The organism is Streptomyces sp. NBC_01166 (genome assembly GCF_045039765.1).
In the GTDB taxonomy this organism is placed as follows: domain Bacteria; phylum Actinomycetota; class Actinomycetes; order Streptomycetales; family Streptomycetaceae; genus Streptomyces.
Window position 1 is genome coordinate 3908612 of sequence record NZ_CP108613.1, and the last position, 15822, is coordinate 3924433.

17 protein-coding genes are annotated in these 15822 nt (G+C 70.3%); 8 read left to right on the forward strand and 9 right to left on the reverse strand.

Translation table 11 applies throughout. The features are described from left to right. Positions 1 to 93 precede the first annotated feature (93 nt). Positions 94 to 1092, forward strand: a complete 999-nt coding sequence (locus tag OG379_RS17875) for an SAM-dependent methyltransferase (protein WP_405663961.1) — start codon at positions 94 to 96, stop codon at positions 1090 to 1092. A 93-nt stretch (positions 1093 to 1185) separates the two neighbouring features. After that, the gene (locus tag OG379_RS17880) at positions 1186 to 2328 is read left to right on the forward strand and encodes an NADH-quinone oxidoreductase subunit D (protein ID WP_351279827.1); all 1143 of its coding nucleotides are present in this window, start codon (positions 1186 to 1188) and stop codon (positions 2326 to 2328) included. Between the two features lie 38 nt (positions 2329 to 2366). Here the strand turns inward: OG379_RS17880 and OG379_RS17885 are convergent, their stop codons facing one another. The 4 genes from OG379_RS17885 to OG379_RS17900 all read right to left on the reverse strand — a co-directional run bounded on the left by OG379_RS17885 (position 2367) and on the right by OG379_RS17900 (position 5951). Next, positions 2367 to 3395: a hypothetical protein gene (locus OG379_RS17885; RefSeq protein ID WP_405663964.1), complete on the reverse strand. Its 1029-nt coding sequence runs from the start codon at positions 3393 to 3395 to the stop codon at positions 2367 to 2369. Positions 3396 to 3521: 126 nt separating this feature from the next. After that, the gene (locus OG379_RS17890) at positions 3522 to 4502 is read right to left on the reverse strand and encodes a glycine betaine ABC transporter substrate-binding protein (protein WP_405663966.1); all 981 of its coding nucleotides are present in this window, start codon (positions 4500 to 4502) and stop codon (positions 3522 to 3524) included. Between the two features lie 51 nt (positions 4503 to 4553). Next, entirely contained in the window at positions 4554 to 5228 is a 675-nt protein-coding gene (locus OG379_RS17895) for an ABC transporter permease (RefSeq protein ID WP_405663969.1), read from the reverse strand. Positions 5229 to 5231: 3 nt separating this feature from the next. Next, positions 5232 to 5951, reverse strand: coding sequence for an ABC transporter permease (locus OG379_RS17900; RefSeq protein WP_405663971.1), 720 nt, complete (start codon positions 5949 to 5951; stop codon positions 5232 to 5234). Positions 5952 to 6092: 141 nt separating this feature from the next. On the opposite strand from OG379_RS17900, the gene OG379_RS17905 reads away from it, so the two are divergent. The 6 genes from OG379_RS17905 to OG379_RS17930 all read left to right on the forward strand — a co-directional run bounded on the left by OG379_RS17905 (position 6093) and on the right by OG379_RS17930 (position 10528). Next, positions 6093 to 7268 (forward strand): ABC transporter ATP-binding protein, encoded by a 1176-nt coding sequence (locus OG379_RS17905; protein ID WP_405663974.1) that lies wholly within the window; start codon positions 6093 to 6095, stop codon positions 7266 to 7268. A 189-nt stretch (positions 7269 to 7457) separates the two neighbouring features. Beyond that, positions 7458 to 8318: a dihydropteroate synthase gene (gene folP / locus OG379_RS17910; protein WP_405663976.1), complete on the forward strand. Its 861-nt coding sequence runs from the start codon at positions 7458 to 7460 to the stop codon at positions 8316 to 8318. Continuing rightward, positions 8315 to 8797, forward strand: a complete 483-nt coding sequence (locus tag OG379_RS17915; RefSeq protein WP_405663978.1) for a nuclear transport factor 2 family protein — start codon at positions 8315 to 8317, stop codon at positions 8795 to 8797. The genes folP and OG379_RS17915 overlap by 4 nt, the downstream gene beginning before the upstream one ends. Before the next feature lie 193 nt (positions 8798 to 8990). Further along, on the forward strand, positions 8991 to 9350 hold the full coding sequence (gene folB, locus OG379_RS17920) for a dihydroneopterin aldolase (RefSeq protein ID WP_362927130.1): 360 nt from the start codon (positions 8991 to 8993) through the stop codon (positions 9348 to 9350). Next, complete coding sequence (gene folK, locus OG379_RS17925; protein ID WP_405663981.1) at positions 9347 to 9958, forward strand: 2-amino-4-hydroxy-6-hydroxymethyldihydropteridine diphosphokinase; 612 nt, start codon at positions 9347 to 9349, stop codon at positions 9956 to 9958. The genes folB and folK overlap by 4 nt, the downstream gene beginning before the upstream one ends. Before the next feature lie 84 nt (positions 9959 to 10042). Next, entirely contained in the window at positions 10043 to 10528 is a 486-nt protein-coding gene (locus tag OG379_RS17930; RefSeq protein WP_405663984.1) for a DUF3180 domain-containing protein, read from the forward strand. Between the two features lie 19 nt (positions 10529 to 10547). On the opposite strand, the gene OG379_RS17935 is transcribed toward OG379_RS17930, so the two are convergent. The 5 genes from OG379_RS17935 to tilS form a co-directional block, all read right to left on the reverse strand. Continuing rightward, a complete protein-coding gene (locus tag OG379_RS17935; RefSeq protein ID WP_405663986.1) occupies positions 10548 to 10898 on the reverse strand; it encodes a VOC family protein in 351 nt (116 codons plus the stop codon). Between the two features lie 106 nt (positions 10899 to 11004). Beyond that, positions 11005 to 11610 (reverse strand): GTP cyclohydrolase I FolE, encoded by a 606-nt coding sequence (gene folE, locus OG379_RS17940; RefSeq protein WP_031091001.1) that lies wholly within the window; start codon positions 11608 to 11610, stop codon positions 11005 to 11007. A 181-nt stretch (positions 11611 to 11791) separates the two neighbouring features. Beyond that, positions 11792 to 13840 (reverse strand): ATP-dependent zinc metalloprotease FtsH, encoded by a 2049-nt coding sequence (gene ftsH, locus OG379_RS17945; protein ID WP_405663989.1) that lies wholly within the window; start codon positions 13838 to 13840, stop codon positions 11792 to 11794. 237 nt (positions 13841 to 14077) lie between these two features. After that, positions 14078 to 14617 (reverse strand): hypoxanthine phosphoribosyltransferase, encoded by a 540-nt coding sequence (hpt, locus tag OG379_RS17950; RefSeq protein ID WP_014155504.1) that lies wholly within the window; start codon positions 14615 to 14617, stop codon positions 14078 to 14080. 97 nt (positions 14618 to 14714) lie between these two features. Then, the gene (tilS, locus tag OG379_RS17955) at positions 14715 to 15788 is read right to left on the reverse strand and encodes a tRNA lysidine(34) synthetase TilS (RefSeq protein WP_405663992.1); all 1074 of its coding nucleotides are present in this window, start codon (positions 15786 to 15788) and stop codon (positions 14715 to 14717) included. Between the last annotated feature and the right edge of the window lie 34 nt (positions 15789 to 15822).

Sequence of the window (15822 nt, forward strand, 5' to 3'; positions counted from 1 at the left end):
ACCCAGCGTAGGGACAGCTGATCGGTGCCCGGGTCAGCCGGAGGGTCGATCCGGATCCTGGGACCGTACTCCCCAAGGTGGAGACTTGCCTATGTGACGTATGACTGGTGCCGCTGGCGGGAAGCCGCCGAGACCGCTTTGTACGGGGAAGAGGGCTTCTACCGGCGCCCGGAGGGCCCCGCGGGCCATTTCCGTACCTCGGTGCACGCCTCCCCTCTGTTCGCCGGGGCCGTCGCCCGGCTGCTGGCCGGCACGGCACGGGAGCTGGGGACGGACTCGGTGGACCTCGTGGATGTGGGAGCGGGCCGCGGCGAGCTGTTGACGGGAGTGCTGGCGGCGCTGCGGGACGAAGCCCTGGCCCCCGGCCTGACCGTACGGGCGTACGCCGTGGAGCTCGCCGCACGCCCGCCGGACCTGGACCCGGACATCGAGTGGTGCGCCCGGCCCCCGCAGGGTGTGCGGGGGCTGCTCTTCGCCAACGAATGGCTGGACAACGTCCCGACGGACATCGCCGAGGCCGACGCCGACGGCGTGCCCCGCTACGTCCTCGTGCGGAGGGCCGACGGAACCGAGCGGCTCGGTGCCCCGGTGACCGGGGCGGACGCCCGGTGGCTGAGCCGCTGGTGGCCGCTGTCACGGCCCGGCGACCGTGCGGAGATCGGGAGGCCGCGCGACGAGGCCTGGACGGGCGCCGTCGCGTCGCTGGCCGCCGGGACCGCGGTGGCGGTCGACTACGCGCATGTACGGGCGTCGAGGCCGCCGTTCGGGACGCTGACCGGGTTCCGCGGAGGCCGCGAGGTGCCCCCCGTGCCCGACGGGAGCTGCGACCTCACCTCGCACGTGGCCCTGGACGCCTGCGCGGCGGCGGCCGACGGCGTGGCCGAACTCCTCGACCAGCGGACGGCGCTGCGGGAGCTGGGGATCAGCGGCGAACGCCCGCCGCTGGCACGGGCGTCGGCCGATCCGGCCGGCTACGTCCGGGCGCTCGCCTCGGCCGGGGAGGCGGCGGAGCTGACGGCGCGGGGTGGGCTGGGCGACTTCGGCTGGCTGCGGCATCGGGTCCCGGACCGTGAAGAGGGCGCCGTCCGGTGAAGCGGACGCCGGCCGGTGAAGAGAGCGCCGGGCCGTGAAGCGGGCCCTGGACCGCGAAGAGGGCCCGGACCGTGAAGGGGGATACTGTCCCGCATGACGGAGACGACGATCGGCATCGGCGGCGCGGCGGAGAGCACCGACATGGTGCTGAACATCGGTCCGCAGCACCCCTCCACCCACGGTGTGCTCCGGCTGCGGCTCGTCCTGGACGGCGAGCGGATCCAGCAGGCCGAGCCCGTCATCGGCTACATGCACCGGGGCGCCGAGAAGCTCTTCGAGGCCAGGGACTACCGGCAGATCATCATGCTCGCCAACCGCCACGACTGGCTGTCGGCGTTCTCCAACGAGCTCGGGGTCGTCATGGCCGTCGAGCGGATGCTCGGCATGGAGGTCCCTGAGCGCGCCGTCTGGACGAGGACGCTGCTCGCCGAGCTGAACCGGGTGCTCAACCACCTGATGTTCCTCGGCTCCTACCCCCTCGAACTCGGCGGGATCACCCCGATGTTCCACGCCTTCCGGGAGCGCGAGGAGCTCCAGGCCGCGATGGAGGAGGTCTCCGGCGGCCGGATGCACTACATGTTCAACCGGGTCGGCGGCCTCAAGGAGGACCTGCCCGCGGGCTGGCTCGGCCGGGCCCGGGACGCGGTGGCGTCCGTGCGTTCACGGATGGACGTGTACGACCGCCTGGTGCTCGGCAACGAGATCTTCCGGGGCCGCACCCGCGGGGTGGGCGTGCTGTCCGCCGAGGCCGTGCACGCGTACGGGGTGTCCGGGCCGATCGCCAGGGCCTCGGGGGTCGACTTCGACCTGCGGCGCGACGAGCCGTACCTCGCCTACGGGGAGCTGCGGGACACGCTCAAGGTCGTCACCCGGACCGAGGGCGACTGCCTGGCCCGTTTCGAGTGCCTCCTGGAGCAGACGCACAACGCCCTGGACCTCGCCGACGCGTGCCTGGACCGGATGGCCGACCTGCCGCCCGGGCCCATCAACCAGCGGCTGCCCAAGGTGCTGAAGGCGCCGGAGGGCCACACCTACGCGTGGACCGAGAACCCGCTGGGGATCAACGGCTACTACCTCGTGTCCACGGGCGAGAAGACCCCGTACCGGCTGAAGCTGCGGTCCGCCTCGTTCAACAACATCCAGGCGCTCACCGAGCTGCTGCCGGGGACGCTCGTCGCCGACATGGTCGCGATCCTGGGCTCGCTCTTCTTCGTCGTCGGGGACATCGACAAGTAGCCCCGGCCGCGCGGGTCCTGGCGCAACGGGCCCTCCCGCTACGAGGAGATCGCGCTGCGCAGCTCGACGACGTCCAGCTGCTCCGTCTCGTCGTGCGCCGTCAGGTCGATGACCTTGCCGACGGCCCGGTTCTCGGCCGTGCCCGTACGGTGCGCCGCCAGAGCCTCCTCGCCCACCACGTCCGCGAGGTCCTCGTTCTGCACGGACTCGATCGCGGCGTTCGCCTTCTGCGTGCCGAAGAAGTCGAAGCTCCCGCGCGGGACGAGGTGGCGGCGGGCGGCGGCGTACGGGACGACGGCGGATGCCGCGGGCACGGCGCGGGGCGGGCGCACGGCCGCGGGGGACAGCTGCGGTGCGGGCGGGGCGGCCTGCGGACGACGGTGCTGGAGGTCACCCGCTCCGGCGACCGCCGCGTGCTTCCCCTTCGGGCCGTCGCCCTCCGGGCCCTGTTCGACCGAGCGCTGGGCGAGGTCGCGCTGCCGGGCCGGTTCGGCCGTGCGGCGCGCCTCCTGGAGCGCCGCGTTGCGGCCCAGGTCCTGCAGAGCCTGTGCGGCCCGCAGATAGGCGCCCGGAGTCGGTGTGGAACGGGCGGGCAGCAGCTCACGCGGTGCGGAAGCCTCGATGGCGAGCTGCCTGCGGCCCTCCAGGGCACTGGCCCGCTCCGTCTCGGCGTTGGCGTACCGGCGCAGCAGCGCCGCGTGTTCGCCACGCAGCCCGGCGAGCTCCACGCGCTTGCGGCGCAGCTTGGTCTCCAGCCGGGTACGCAGTTCCCTGGATTCCTCGAGGTCCGACTCGAGTTCGGCTATGCGCTCCTCGGTCTTCCACTCGTCGCTCGCCCGGGCGCGGTTCAGCTCCGCGACACGCAGACCCGCCGCCCTGTCCCAGCTGCGCATCAGCCAGGCACCGGCGACAGCCACAGCCGCCGTCACGGCCACCAGGACGCGCAGCGGCAGGGGTTCCCCGAGGAGCCAGGCACCGGCGGCACAGACGACCGGCACTCCGGCCACCACGGCGGGCGGCAGGATTCTGTGGAGGGGCGGCGAATGGCGGTGGCGTCCTCGTGGCATGGCCCGAAATTTACCGTGCGTACGAGTCACTTGGGAGACCGCCCGGCAATCTGTTCCCCGCCGGTTACCTAAGGGTCTCCGGTCCGGGTCGGGCGGGCCTCCCAAGTGGCCCTCGTGTACGCCTTTTTACTTCTTGATCAGACCCTTCGACCGGAGATAGTCCCCGGCCGCATCGGCGGGCTTGGCGCGCTCCGCGTCGACCTTGCGGTTGAGTTCCGCGAGGTCCTCCGTGGTGAGTACGTCGGTGAGCTTCCCGAGCGCTTCCGCGATCTCCGGCGCACCCGCGTCCTTGGCATTGAGAACCGGAAGGACGTTGTCCGCGTTCTGGAGCTTCTTGTCGTCCTCCAGGAACACCAGCCCGTAGGAGTCGAGCACCGCGTCCGTGGTGGTCGTGAGGACCAGCTGGTCCTTACCGTCCTTGACCGCCTGCTTGGACTGCGGCGTGCCGACGCCCTTGGGGTCGATCCCGGTGACGTCGATGCCGTACGTCTTCTTCAGTCCGGGCGCGCAGAACGGGCGCACCTCGCACTCGTCGCCCGCCGCGATCTTCACCTTGATCTTCGAGGAGCCGAGATCGGAAAGCGTCTTGAGACTGTTCTTGTCGGCGAATTCCTTGGACACCGCGAAGGCGTTCTGGTCGACCGCCTTCCCCGCCGGCAGGACCTTCAGTCCGAGCGGGGTGGCGAGCTTCTCCAGTGCGGTGACGGTGGCCGCCACGTCACCCGAGGCGACCGGCTTCGCCTCCGCCTCCTTCGCTCCGTTGACCTTGGCGTTGAGGAATTCCGCGAGGGTCGCCGCGTATTCCGGGACGACGTCGATCTCGCCCTTCTCCAGCGAGGGCTCGTAGAGTTCGCGGTTCTTCACCGTGGTGACCGACGTGTCGTACCCGGCGCCGCCCAGGACCTGGGCGTACAGCTCGGCGAGCACCTTGGACTCCGTGAAGCCGGCCGCGCCCACGACGAGCGCCCCCTTCTCGGAACCGGCGCCGGCACCCGTGTCCGAGCCGCTCTTCTCCTTCTCCAGGCTGTCGCCGCCGCAGGCGGCGAGCGACCCTGCCAGCGCGACCGCTCCGATGACCGCACCCGCTATGCGCGAGGTCCTGCTCATGGTGTTCTCCGTCCGAAAAAATGGTGTGCACAGTCCGAAAAGTCAGCGCGCTCATACCGTCCGGCGGCGGCGCAGGGGCGACAGCAGCCGGTCCAGCCCCACGAGAACGCCCTCCACCACCAGGGCCAGGAGGGCGACCAGCACGGCGCCGGCGAAGACCTGAGCGGTGTCGTAGGTGTTGAACCCCGCGGTGATGATCCGGCCCAGACCGCCGAGACCGACCATCGCCGCGATCGAGGCGGTGGCCACCACCTGGACGGCGGCGGACCGGAGACCGGTCATGATCATCGGGTACGCGAGCGGGAGTTCGACCCGCAGGAAGAGCTGTGGGCCGGACATCCCCATGCCCCGAGCGGCCTCCAGCACCGACCGGTCCACCTCCGTCATCCCGACGTAGGCGTTGGTCAGCAGCGGGGGCACGGCGAACAGCACCAGGGCGATGACCGTGGGCAGATAGCCGGAGTTACGCAGGGGCGTCATCATGAACAGGGCCAGCACCGCGAACACCGGGACCGCGCGCCCCACGTTGGAGATGTTGACGGCGAGGCCGCCTCCCTTGCCCACGTGCCCGAGATACAGGGCGAGGGGCAGGGCGATGAGGCAGGCCGCCGCGAGGGCGATCCCGCTGACGTACAGATGCTCGGCCAGCCGGTGTCCCGCCCCGCCGTCCCCCGACCAGTTGGCTCCCGTGGTCAGCCAGGTCCACGCCTCCCCGACGACTCCCATGGATCAGACCGCCTCCGTCTTCGCGATGCCCGCCCCGGCGGATGCCCCGGCGGGCGTCCGTATCCGGGTCCAGGGCGTGAGCAGGCGTTGCACGCCGAGCAGCAGGAGATCCGCCGCCACCGCGAGCAGCACGCAGAGCACGGACGCGGTGAGCACCTGTGCCTTGAAGAAGCTCGGCAGCGCGTCCTCGATGAGATTGCCGAGGCCGCCCTTGCCGACGAGCGAGCCCACCGTCGTCAGCGCGACCGTCGACACCGTGGCGATCCGCAGCCCGGCCATCAGTGCGGGCAGCGCGAGGGGGAGTTCGACCTCCCAGAGGAGCCGGACGGGCCCGTACCCCATGCCCTCGGCGGCTTCCCTGGCCTCCCGCGGGACCGCTTCGAGCCCCGCCAGGATGTTGCGTACGAGGATGGTCAGCGAATAGAGCACCAGGCCGGTGACGACGAGCGCGGCCGACAACCCGAAGAACGGCAGCAGCAGCGAGAACATCGCCAGCGACGGCACGGTGTAGAGCACGGTCGTCAGGCCCAGCACCGGGCCCGCGAAATGCCGGCCGCGGCGCGCGAGCAGTGCGAGCGGGAATGCCACCGCGAGCCCTATCAGCACGGAGGCCGCAGTGATCCAGATGTGCTGGACGGTCGCTTCGGTCAACTCGTGGCTGCGGGAGCGCAGATACTCTCCGCAGATCCAGTCGTTCGCCACCAGGCAGTTCTGCTCGGCCATCCGCCCCCACCTCCTGTTTGCCCTCGCGATGCCGCCCCGGGTCCGGTCCTGGGTGACCCTATCCCCGACCACCGACAATCGCCGAGGCTGTCGTATTCCGGCAACATGGCCTTCACAGAACCCGCGTCACAATGGGGAATCATGATCCGTTTCGAGCACGTCACCAAGCGGTACGAGGACGGCACCACCGCCGTCGACGACCTTTCCTTCGAGGTCGCCGAGGGTGAACTGGTCACGCTCGTCGGGCCTTCCGGCTGCGGCAAGACGACCACCATGAAAATGGTGAACCGCCTGACCGAACCGACTGAGGGCCGGATATTCCTCGACGGGGACGACATATCCACCATCGACCCCGTACGGCTCCGCCGGCGTATCGGCTACGTGATCCAGCAGGTCGGACTGTTCCCGCACAAGACGGTCCTGGAGAACACCGCGACCGTTCCCCATCTCCTCGGCTGGGGAAGGGAAAAGGGCAGACGACGCGCGGCTGAACTGCTGGATCTCGTCGGACTGGATCCGTCCGTTTATGGCGCCCGCTATCCCGAGCAGCTTTCCGGCGGCCAGCGCCAACGCGTCGGCGTGGCACGGGCCCTGGCGGCCGACCCCCCGGTTCTGCTCATGGACGAGCCTTTCGGCGCGGTCGATCCCGTCGTACGGGAAAGACTGCAGAACGAATTCCTGAAACTGCAGGCGCAGGTCCGCAAGACCGTGCTGTTCGTCACCCACGACATCGAGGAGGCCGTCCGCCTCGGCGACAGGATCGCGGTGTACGGGCACGGCCGCGTCGAGCAGTTCGACACCCCGGCCACGGTGCTCGGCGCTCCGGCCACGCCGTATGTCGCCGATTTCGTCGGGGCGGACCGCGGCCTGAAGCGGCTCTCGGTCACGCCCATCGAGGAGAGCGACCTCGACCAGCCGCCGGTCGTCCATCTCGACGATCCGCTGGCGAAGGCGACCGAGCGGCTGCGGGCGGACGGCGCCCGCTGGGCGGTCGTCCTCGACGGCCAGGACAATCTGCACGGCTGGATCCCGGCGGGCGACGGCGCGACGGCCAAGGGCACGGTCCGTGAACACGCCCGGCGCATGGAGGCCTGGCTCCCGCTCGGCGCGCCGCTCAAGCAGGCCTTCTCCACGATGCTGCAGCACGACGCGGGCTGGATCGCCGTCATCGACGAGGAGGCCACCGGACGCTTCCTGGGCGTGCTCACCCCTGCCCGCCTCCATGAGGCGCTGCGCCGCTCGATCGACGCGGACGCACAGGACGTGCCGCGCGCCGAGGTCGCCGTGGAGACCGTGGCGGGCGTCGGCTCCCCCTGAGCGCACCCGCGCCCCGCCGTCCGTCCGGCTGAACGCGGTGCGGACGGATCCCGAGGCGCGGGCCCCCGTACGGGGCCTCGGAACGGCCCCGTGCCGGACGCGGCCGACAGGTACGCCGACGTCCGCCGATGTGCGTACCGGGCGCCACGGGCCGGGCGGGACCTCTCGGACACGGCCTAGGCTGGGCGCATGAGTACGTTGCGAGGGCGGGGCACGGTGCGGGGTCTCCCGGAGTGGGACCGCTGTGCGGTCATGGGGGTCGTCAATGTGACGCCCGACTCCTTCTCCGACGGAGGCCACTGGTTCGACACCACGGCGGCGATCAAGCACGGCCTCGAACTGGTGGCCGAAGGAGCGGATCTGATCGACGTCGGCGGCGAGTCGACCCGCCCGGGCGCGAGCAGGGTGGACGAGGCCGAGGAGCTGCGCCGGGTCATCCCCGTGGTGCGCGGACTGGCCTCCGAGGGGGTCACGATCTCCGTGGACACCATGCGGGCCGGCGTCGCCGAGCAGGCCGTCGCGGCCGGCGCGGTCCTGGTCAACGACGTGAGCGGTGGCCTCGCCGATCCGGGCATGATCCCGGTCGTCGCCGACGCCGGAGTGCCGTTCGTCGTCATGCACTGGCGCGGTTTCAGTGAGTCGATGAACAGCCGTGCGGTCTACGGGGACGTCGTCGGCGAAGTCGTGGCGGAGCTCCGGGAGCGCATGGATGCCGTGGTCGAGGGCGGTGTGGACCCCGAGAAGCTGGTGATCGACCCCGGGCTGGGCTTCGCCAAGAACGCCGTCCAGGACCTCGCGCTGGTCGCGCACCTCGACCGCCTCCGCGATCTGGGCAGGCCCCTGCTCGTCGCCGCCTCCCGCAAGCGGTTCCTCGGCCATGTCCTGGCCGGTGAGGGCGCGGCCCCGCCGCCCGCCCGCGAGCGGGACGCCGCGACGGCCGCGGTCTCCGCGCTCTCCGCGGCCTCGGGCGCCTGGGCGGTCCGGGTGCACGCGGTACGGCCGACGGCGGACGCGGTGCGGGTCGCCCGCGCCGTCGAGGGAGCCGCGTGAGCGCGCCGCGGGACGAGCACGAGGAGGCGGCCGCCGACATCGCGGCGGTCGAGCAGGCCAACACCGCCTTCTACGAGGCGATGGAGCGCGGCGACCTCGACGAGCTCTCCGGGCTGTGGCTGCCCGGCGAGGACCTCACGGTGTCCTGCGTCCACCCGGGCTGGCCGGTGCTCACGGGCCGCGGCGAGGTGCTGCGGAGCTATGCGCTGATCATGGCGAACACGGAGTACATCCAGTTCTTCCTCACCGACGTCGGGGTCGCCATGACCGGCGACACCGCCCTGGTGACCTGCACCGAGAACATCCTCAGCGGTGGCCCCGCGGAGGAGGGAAACTCGCTCGGCCCGCTCGTCGGCCAGCTCGTCGTCGCCACCAATGTGTTCCGGCGCACACCGGACGGCTGGAAGCTCTGGTCCCACCACGGCTCCCCGGTACTGGCCGAAACCGGTGAGGAAGAGGACGAAGAACCTACCGCCTGAGCGGGCGGAGCGGATCGCGGGGATTGGCCCCCCCGATCACGGGGTATACGCGGCTACCAACCCCCTGCCGGGCCGGTCCGCGCCCCCGCGGGCAGGCTGTGTCGGTCCTCGCGGGTAGATTCGAAAGACGGCACCGCACCGCCCGCACGCGGCCAGGTGCCTCCAGAGACGACGAACAGCAGGAGTGATTCGCGTGGATCGTGTCGCGCTGCGCGGCCTCAAGGCCCGTGGGCACCACGGTGTCTTCCCCCGGGAGCGGGCAGAAGGCCAGACCTTCATCGTGGACCTGGTGCTCGGCCTCGACACCCGCCCCGCGGCAGCCGCCGACGACCTGTCGAAGACCGTGCACTACGGCGTGGTGGCGGAAGAGGTCGTCGATGTCGTCAAGGGTGAGCCCGTCGATCTGATCGAGACCCTCGCGGAACGCATCGCGCAGCAGTGCCTCAAGCACGAAGGGGTCCAGGAGGTCGAGGTCGTCGTCCACAAGCCGGACGCCCCGATCACCGTCCCCTTCGACGACGTGACCATCACCATCACCCGGAGCCGAGCATGACTGCATTTTCCACCGAGGGGCAGAGCGACCCGACCGTACAGCCGGTTCCCACAGCAGTGGTCGAGCAGGTCGACGCGGCAGACGTCACCCTCTCCAACCCGAAACTGGCCGTGATCTCCCTCGGCTCCAATCTCGGCAACCGGCTGGAGACGCTCCAGGGCGCCATCGACGCCCTGGAGGACACCCCCGGCCTCCGGGTCAAAGCGGTCTCCCCCGTCTACGAGACGGAGCCCTGGGGCGTCGAGCCCGGCTCCCAGCCCTCGTACTTCAACGCGGTGATCATCGTGAAGACGACTCTGCCCCCGTCCTCGCTGCTGGAGCGCGGCCAGGCCATCGAGGAGGCATTCGACCGCGTCCGCGAGGAGCGCTGGGGACCGCGCACCATCGACGTCGACATCGTGTCGTACGCGGAGGTGGTCTCCGACGACCCCCTGCTGACGCTGCCGCACCCGCGCGCCCGTGAGCGCGCCTTCGTCCTCGCTCCGTGGCACGACGTGGACCCGGAGGCCCAGCTCCCCGGCGCCGGCCCCGTCGCCGACCTGCTGGCCGGTGTCGGCCGCGAGGGAGTGCTTCCCCGGCCCGACCTGGAACTCCGTCTCCCCGAGTAGTCGTTAGGCTCAAGGACGACCGATCACGGTCGACCTGCACGGGCGACCGATCACGGGCAACGGCGACGAAAGGCGGCACTCTCGGTGAAGCAACTACGGCTCGGGCTCCTGGCCGGACTCTTCGCCGGAGCCGGCGTGCTGTCCTGGGGTGGGGCCCGCCTCTGGGACTCCCTGGGGACACTGCCGAGCGTGCCGCTCGCCGCGCCCATCGTGCTGGCCGTGATCGCCGTCGTCCTGCTCGCCACGGCCCTGTCGATCCGGGCACGGCTGCGCGCGCAGCGGGAACGCCGCCCGGGGGCGAAGGGCGTGGAGCCGATGATGGCGGCGCGCGCCGTGGTCTTCGGCCAGGCGAGCGCGCTCGTCGCCGCGCTCGTCGCGGGGATGTACGGCGGCACGGGCGTCTTCCTGCTCGGCTCCCTGGACGTCCCGCCCCGCCGGGATCAGGCCATCTACGCCGGCTTCGCCTTCCTGGCCGGCGTCGCGGTCGTCGCCGCCGCCTACTTCCTCGAACGTGTCTGCAAGCTCCCGGAGGACGGGGACGACGACAGGAACACGGCCCAGGCCGCGTAGGGCGAGGGCCGGGCTCCAGTCAGTCGGCCACCGGATTCTCGATCAGGGTGACCCGGTTGCCGTCGGGGTCGTGTACGGCGGCGAACCGCACCCCCCGGGAGCCGGGCCGGGTCTCCCCGGCCGTGATCCCCCGGCCCTCGAGATCCGAGAGCGCCCGCTCCAGATCCTCGACCACCAGATTCACCAGCGTCCGGCCGGCGTGCTCGGGCGACTCGAAGACCTGGAGCCAGGCGTACGGGGAGACGTGCCAGTCGGCCAGCCCGTCCATGGGCCTCGTGTCGGCCGGGCGGCCGAAAAGCCGCTCGTACCACTCCACCGCCGGCTCGATGGCCGTCACGGGGGCTACGGCGAGCACGTGGGTGAATGTCATCGGGAGACTCCCTCCTGGTGGATCCGGCCGTACGGCCGCTTCCACTACGGTCGACTCCCCCCGCCGCCCGAACTCATCGCTGCCCATGCGTTCCGGAACAGCACACCTAGCGGGCCATGATGAGGCTCATCGCCTCGGCCCGCGTGGCTGGGTCGCGCAGCTGACCGCGGACGGCCGACGTGATCGTCTTGGCTCCGGGCTTGCGGATCCCCCGCATCGACATGCACATGTGTTCGCACTCGACGACGACGATGACCCCGCGCGGCTCCAGGATCGCCATCAGCGAGTCGGCGATCTGCGTGGTGAGCCGCTCCTGGACCTGCGGCCGCCGGGCGTAGACGTCGACCAGCCGGGCCAGCTTCGACAGTCCCGTGATCTTGCCGCTCGTCGCCGGGATGTAGCCGACGTGCGCGACACCGTGGAACGGCACCAGATGGTGCTCGCAGGTGCTGAACACCTCGATGTCCTTCACCAGCACCATCTCGTCGTGGCCGAGATCGAACGTCGTCGTCAGGACGTCCTCGGGCTCTTGGTGGAGGCCGGCGAATATCTCCTTGTACGCACGCGCCACCCGGCCCGGGGTCTCCCGCAGCCCCTCACGGTCAGGGTCCTCCCCCACGGCGATGAGGAGCTCCCGTACGGCCGACTCGGCCCGCTTCTCGTCGAATACGCCGATCGAGCCCTGCCCGTCGAGCGTCACCGGGTCGGTCATCTGTGCCTCGTTCCTCTGTGCAGTCACATGCGCGGGCCCGCCCGGACCTCACGGAAATTCCGCAGGCAACGCAGGCATACGGAAAAGCCGCGCCCCCACAGGCTAGAACCTGGGGGGCGCGGCATCCATTCCGGGCCTGGTGGAGCCCCCGTGACAGGGGCCGCACCAGGTCGGGCAGGGGCTAGCTCTCGGGGCGATCCTCGGGGAGCGCCTCCGTGGAGCTGCCGGTGTTCTTCGTGATGTCCGTCGGGGCGATCTCCGGAGTACCCGAGCCATTGGCAGTGCCGTTGGTGAGGGCGAGCTCCTTGGGAGAGAGCACGGGCGGACGCGTCGACGGGGTGCGCCGGGCGGAACCGGTCCACGCCGGGCGAGCCGGGCGCTTCACGATCGGGGCGAAGATCTCGGCGATCTGCTCCTTGCCGAGCGTCTCCTTCTCGAGAAGCTCGAGGACCAGGGCGTCGAGGATGTCGCGGTTCTCGACGAGAATTTCCCACGCGTCGTTGTGCGCGGTCTCGATGAGCTTCTTGACCTCTTCGTCGACGAGCGCCGCGACCTCTTCCGAGTAGTCGCGCTGGTGGCCCATCTCCCGGCCCACGAACGGCTCGGTGTTGTCTCCACCGAACTTGATCGCACCGAGACGCTCGGTCATGCCGTACTGCGTGACCATCGCGCGGGCCGTGGCGGTGGCCTTCTCGATGTCGTTCGCAGCGCCGGTCGTCGGGTCGTGGAAGACCAGCTCCTCGGCCGCGCGCCCGCCCAGCATGTACGCCAACTGGTCGAGCATCTCGTTGCGCGTCGTGGAGTACTTGTCCTCTTCCGGGAGCACCATCGTGTAACCGAGGGCACGTCCACGGGAGAGGATCGTGATCTTGTGGACCGGGTCCGACTGGGGCGAGGCCGCCGCGACCAGGGCGTGTCCGCCCTCGTGGTACGCGGTGATCTTCTTTTCCTTCTCGGACATGATCCGGGTCCGCTTCTGCGGGCCCGCCACGACGCGGTCGATGGCCTCGTCGAGCATGTAATTGTCGATCAGCTTCTTGTTGCTGCGCGCCGTGAGGAGCGCCGCTTCGTTCAGCACGTTCGACAGGTCGGCACCGGTGAAGCCGGGCGTACGACGCGCGACCGCGTTGAGGTCGACGTCCTCCGCGACCGGCTTGCCCTTCTGGTGCACCTTGAGGATCTCGAGGCGGCCCTGCATGTCCGGCCTGTCGACGGCGATCTGCCGGTCGAAGCGTCCGGGACGCAGCAGCGCCGGGTCCAGGATGTCCGGCCGGTTCGTGGCGGCGATCAGGATGACGCCGCCCTTCACGTCGAAGCCGTCCATCTCCACGAGCAGCTGGTTGAGCGTCTGCTCGCGCTCGTCGTGGCCGCCGCCCATGCCGGCACCGCGGTGCCGTCCGACGGCGTCGATCTCGTCGACGAAGACGATCGCCGGAGCGTTCGCCTTGGCCTGCTCGAAGAGGTCACGCACACGGGAGGCACCGACACCGACGAACATCTCGACGAAGTCGGAACCGGAGATCGAGTAGAACGGAACGCCCGCCTCGCCTGCGACGGCGCGAGCGAGCAGCGTCTTACCCGTACCGGGCGGCCCGTAGAGCAGGACACCCTTGGGGATCTTGGCGCCGACGGCCTGGAACTTCGCCGGCTCCTGGAGGAATTCCTTGATCTCGTAGAGTTCCTCGACGGCCTCGTCCGACCCCGCCACGTCGGCGAACGTCGTCTTCGGCGTGTCCTTGGTGATCAGCTTGGCCTTGGACTTGCCGAACTGCATGACCTTGGAGCCGCCGCCCTGCATCTGATTCATCAGAAACAGGAACACGACCACGATCAGGACGAAGGGCAACAGGGAGAGAAGGATCGAGACGAACGGGGACTGCTTCGACGGCGAGACGGTGTAACCCTTCTCGATGTCACCGCTCTCGAACTTCTTCTGCAGCGTGTCGGCCAGCTCGACACCCTGGTTGCCGATGTAGCTCGCCTGGAACTTGCTGCCGGACTCGCCCTCGAGCTTTTCCTTGTCCTTCAGCTCGATCTTCAGGATCTGTTCGTCACCGGTGGTGAGCTTGGCCTGCTCCACCTGGTTCTTACTGATCGCCTGGATCACCTTGCCGGTGTCCACCGTCTTGTAGCCGCCGGACGAGCCGACGACCTGCATCAACACGACCACGGCGAGGACGGCCAGCACGATCCACATGACCGGCCCACGGAAGTATCGCTTCACGTCCATCCATACGGAGCGAAGTCGCCCCGTCCCTCCTGCCCGTAGGTAAATGCTGCTGTGAGAAAAGACTGTTCTTCGGACGGTACCCCAGCATTGTCACCCGTGACCGCAGGGGAGGTCCGGCAAACCCGTCTTCGAAGGCTCCAACGGCCCGAACGCCACAAGGGTTCCCGGGACTCCGGCCGGGTTCGGCCGGGTGCCGCCGGTTGCACCGGTGCGCCGGTTCCCGTCGGGGCGGTTGCCTCAGCCGCCGTAGACGTGAGGCGCGAGCGTGCCGACGAAGGGGAGGTTGCGGTACTTCTCCGCGTAGTCCAGCCCGTAGCCGACGACGAACTCGTTGGGGATGTCGAAGCCGACCCACTTCACGTCGATCGCGACCTTCGCGGCATCCGGCTTACGGAGCAGCGTGCAGACCTCCAGGCTCGCGGGTTCACGCGAGCCGAGGTTGGTCAGCAGCCAGGACAGCGTCAGACCGGAGTCGATGATGTCCTCGACGATCAGGACGTGCTTGCCCTTGATGTCGGTGTCGAGGTCCTTGAGGATCCGGACGACGCCCGAGGACTGTGTGCCGGCCCCGTACGACGAGACGGCCATCCAGTCCATGGTGACGGGGGTGGACAGCGCGCGGGCCAGGTCCGCCATGACCATCACCGCGCCCTTGAGCACGCCGACGATGAGCAGGTCCTTGCCCGCGTACTCCGCGTCGATCTTCGCTGCCAGCTCGACGAGCTTCGCGTCGATCTCTTCCTTGGTGAGGAGCACCGACTGAAGGTCGGTGCCCATGTCCTTCTCGTTCACCCGCGTCTCTTTCTCTGCCCTGCCGGCCGGACTCTTCCCCGGGCCGGACCGGCGTTTCGCCTGCACTTCAGCCGCTTGCGCTTCAGCTCTGCCGAATCACCAGTCTGCCACCCTGCCGCCGCACCTCGACGCGGCCGGGCAGGTTGATGGCGCCCTGGCCCCGCCAGCCCGTGATGAGCCGGTCGACTTCCTCGATGTGGCGCGCGAAGAGCGAACCGGCGGGGGAACCGGCGTCGATCACGGCCCGGCGCAGCACCCGGCGGCGCACCGCGGGCGGCAGGACGGAGAGCTTGACGCACTCCAGACGCCCGTCGTCGTCACGGACCGAGCGCGCGGCCTCGGCGGCCCAGGTGTCGAGGGCGTCCGCGTCGTCGCGGGAGAGCTGTGCCGTACGGGCGAGGGCTTCCACGACTCCCTTGCCCAGCGCCTTCTCCAGCGCGGGCAGGCCCTCGTGGCGCAGTCGGGAGCGGGTGTAGGCGGGGTCGATGTTGTGGGGGTCGTCCCAGACGGGGATCGACTGGACCAGGCAGGCCTTGCGGGCGGTCTGCCGGTCGAGCTGGAGGAACGGGCGGCGGTAGCGGCCGGCGGGGCCCGACGCGGCGGCCATCCCGGACAGCGAACGGATACCCGAACCGCGGGCGAGGCCCAGCAGGACGGTCTCGGCCTGGTCGTCGCGGGTGTGGCCGAGGAGTACGGCGGCGGCGCCGTGGCGCTCCGCGGCGTCGTCCAGGGCGGCGTAGCGGGCGTCGCGGGCGGCGGCCTCGGGACCGCCGTCGCGGCCTACCCGCACGGCGACCGCCTCGACCGGGTCGAGGCTCATCTCGGCGAGGCGGGCGACGACCTCGTCGGCGCGGAGTCCGGAGCCGGGCTGGAGGTTGTGGTCGACGGTGATGCCGCCGGCGCGGACGGGAAGCTTGCGCGACTCGAAGGCGAGGGCGGAGGCAAGGGCCATGGAGTCGGCGCCCCCGGAGCATGCGACGAGAACCAGCGGGGTGTCCGGCCGCTCTGGGAGCGCGGAACCCCGCCCGCCCGTCCCTGCTTCGGCGAGTTCGCCGCGTGCGGCCTGTTCGGTGTGACGGTTGTGTTCGGTGACGACGTCGTGGAGTACGCGGCGGACCGCCAGGCGTATCGCCGCGACCGCAGGATGGGGACCCATGTCCGGTGCCCTTCGGGTGAAGTTTTGGGGGGTG

Excerpts from the sequence above, each read along its gene's own strand:
- OG379_RS17890 (WP_405663966.1), bottom strand. The coding sequence starts at position 4,502 with ATGAGCAGGACCTCGCGCATAGCGGGTGCGGTCATCGGAGCGGTCGCG.
- OG379_RS17905 (WP_405663974.1), top strand. The coding sequence starts at position 6,093 with ATGATCCGTTTCGAGCACGTCACCAAGCGGTACGAGGACGGCACCACC.
- folP (WP_405663976.1), top strand. The coding sequence starts at position 7,458 with ATGAGTACGTTGCGAGGGCGGGGCACGGTGCGGGGTCTCCCGGAGTGG.
- OG379_RS17880 (WP_351279827.1), top strand. The coding sequence starts at position 1,186 with ATGACGGAGACGACGATCGGCATCGGCGGCGCGGCGGAGAGCACCGAC.
- folK (WP_405663981.1), top strand. The coding sequence starts at position 9,347 with ATGACTGCATTTTCCACCGAGGGGCAGAGCGACCCGACCGTACAGCCG.
- folE (WP_031091001.1), bottom strand. The coding sequence starts at position 11,610 with ATGACCGACCCGGTGACGCTCGACGGGCAGGGCTCGATCGGCGTATTC.
- hpt (WP_014155504.1), bottom strand. The coding sequence starts at position 14,617 with ATGGGCACCGACCTTCAGTCGGTGCTCCTCACCAAGGAAGAGATCGAC.
- tilS (WP_405663992.1), bottom strand. The coding sequence starts at position 15,788 with ATGGGTCCCCATCCTGCGGTCGCGGCGATACGCCTGGCGGTCCGCCGC.
- OG379_RS17900 (WP_405663971.1), bottom strand. The coding sequence starts at position 5,951 with ATGGCCGAGCAGAACTGCCTGGTGGCGAACGACTGGATCTGCGGAGAG.
- OG379_RS17895 (WP_405663969.1), bottom strand. The coding sequence starts at position 5,228 with ATGGGAGTCGTCGGGGAGGCGTGGACCTGGCTGACCACGGGAGCCAAC.
- OG379_RS17885 (WP_405663964.1), bottom strand. The coding sequence starts at position 3,395 with ATGCCACGAGGACGCCACCGCCATTCGCCGCCCCTCCACAGAATCCTG.
- ftsH (WP_405663989.1), bottom strand. The coding sequence starts at position 13,840 with ATGGACGTGAAGCGATACTTCCGTGGGCCGGTCATGTGGATCGTGCTG.
- OG379_RS17935 (WP_405663986.1), bottom strand. The coding sequence starts at position 10,898 with ATGACATTCACCCACGTGCTCGCCGTAGCCCCCGTGACGGCCATCGAG.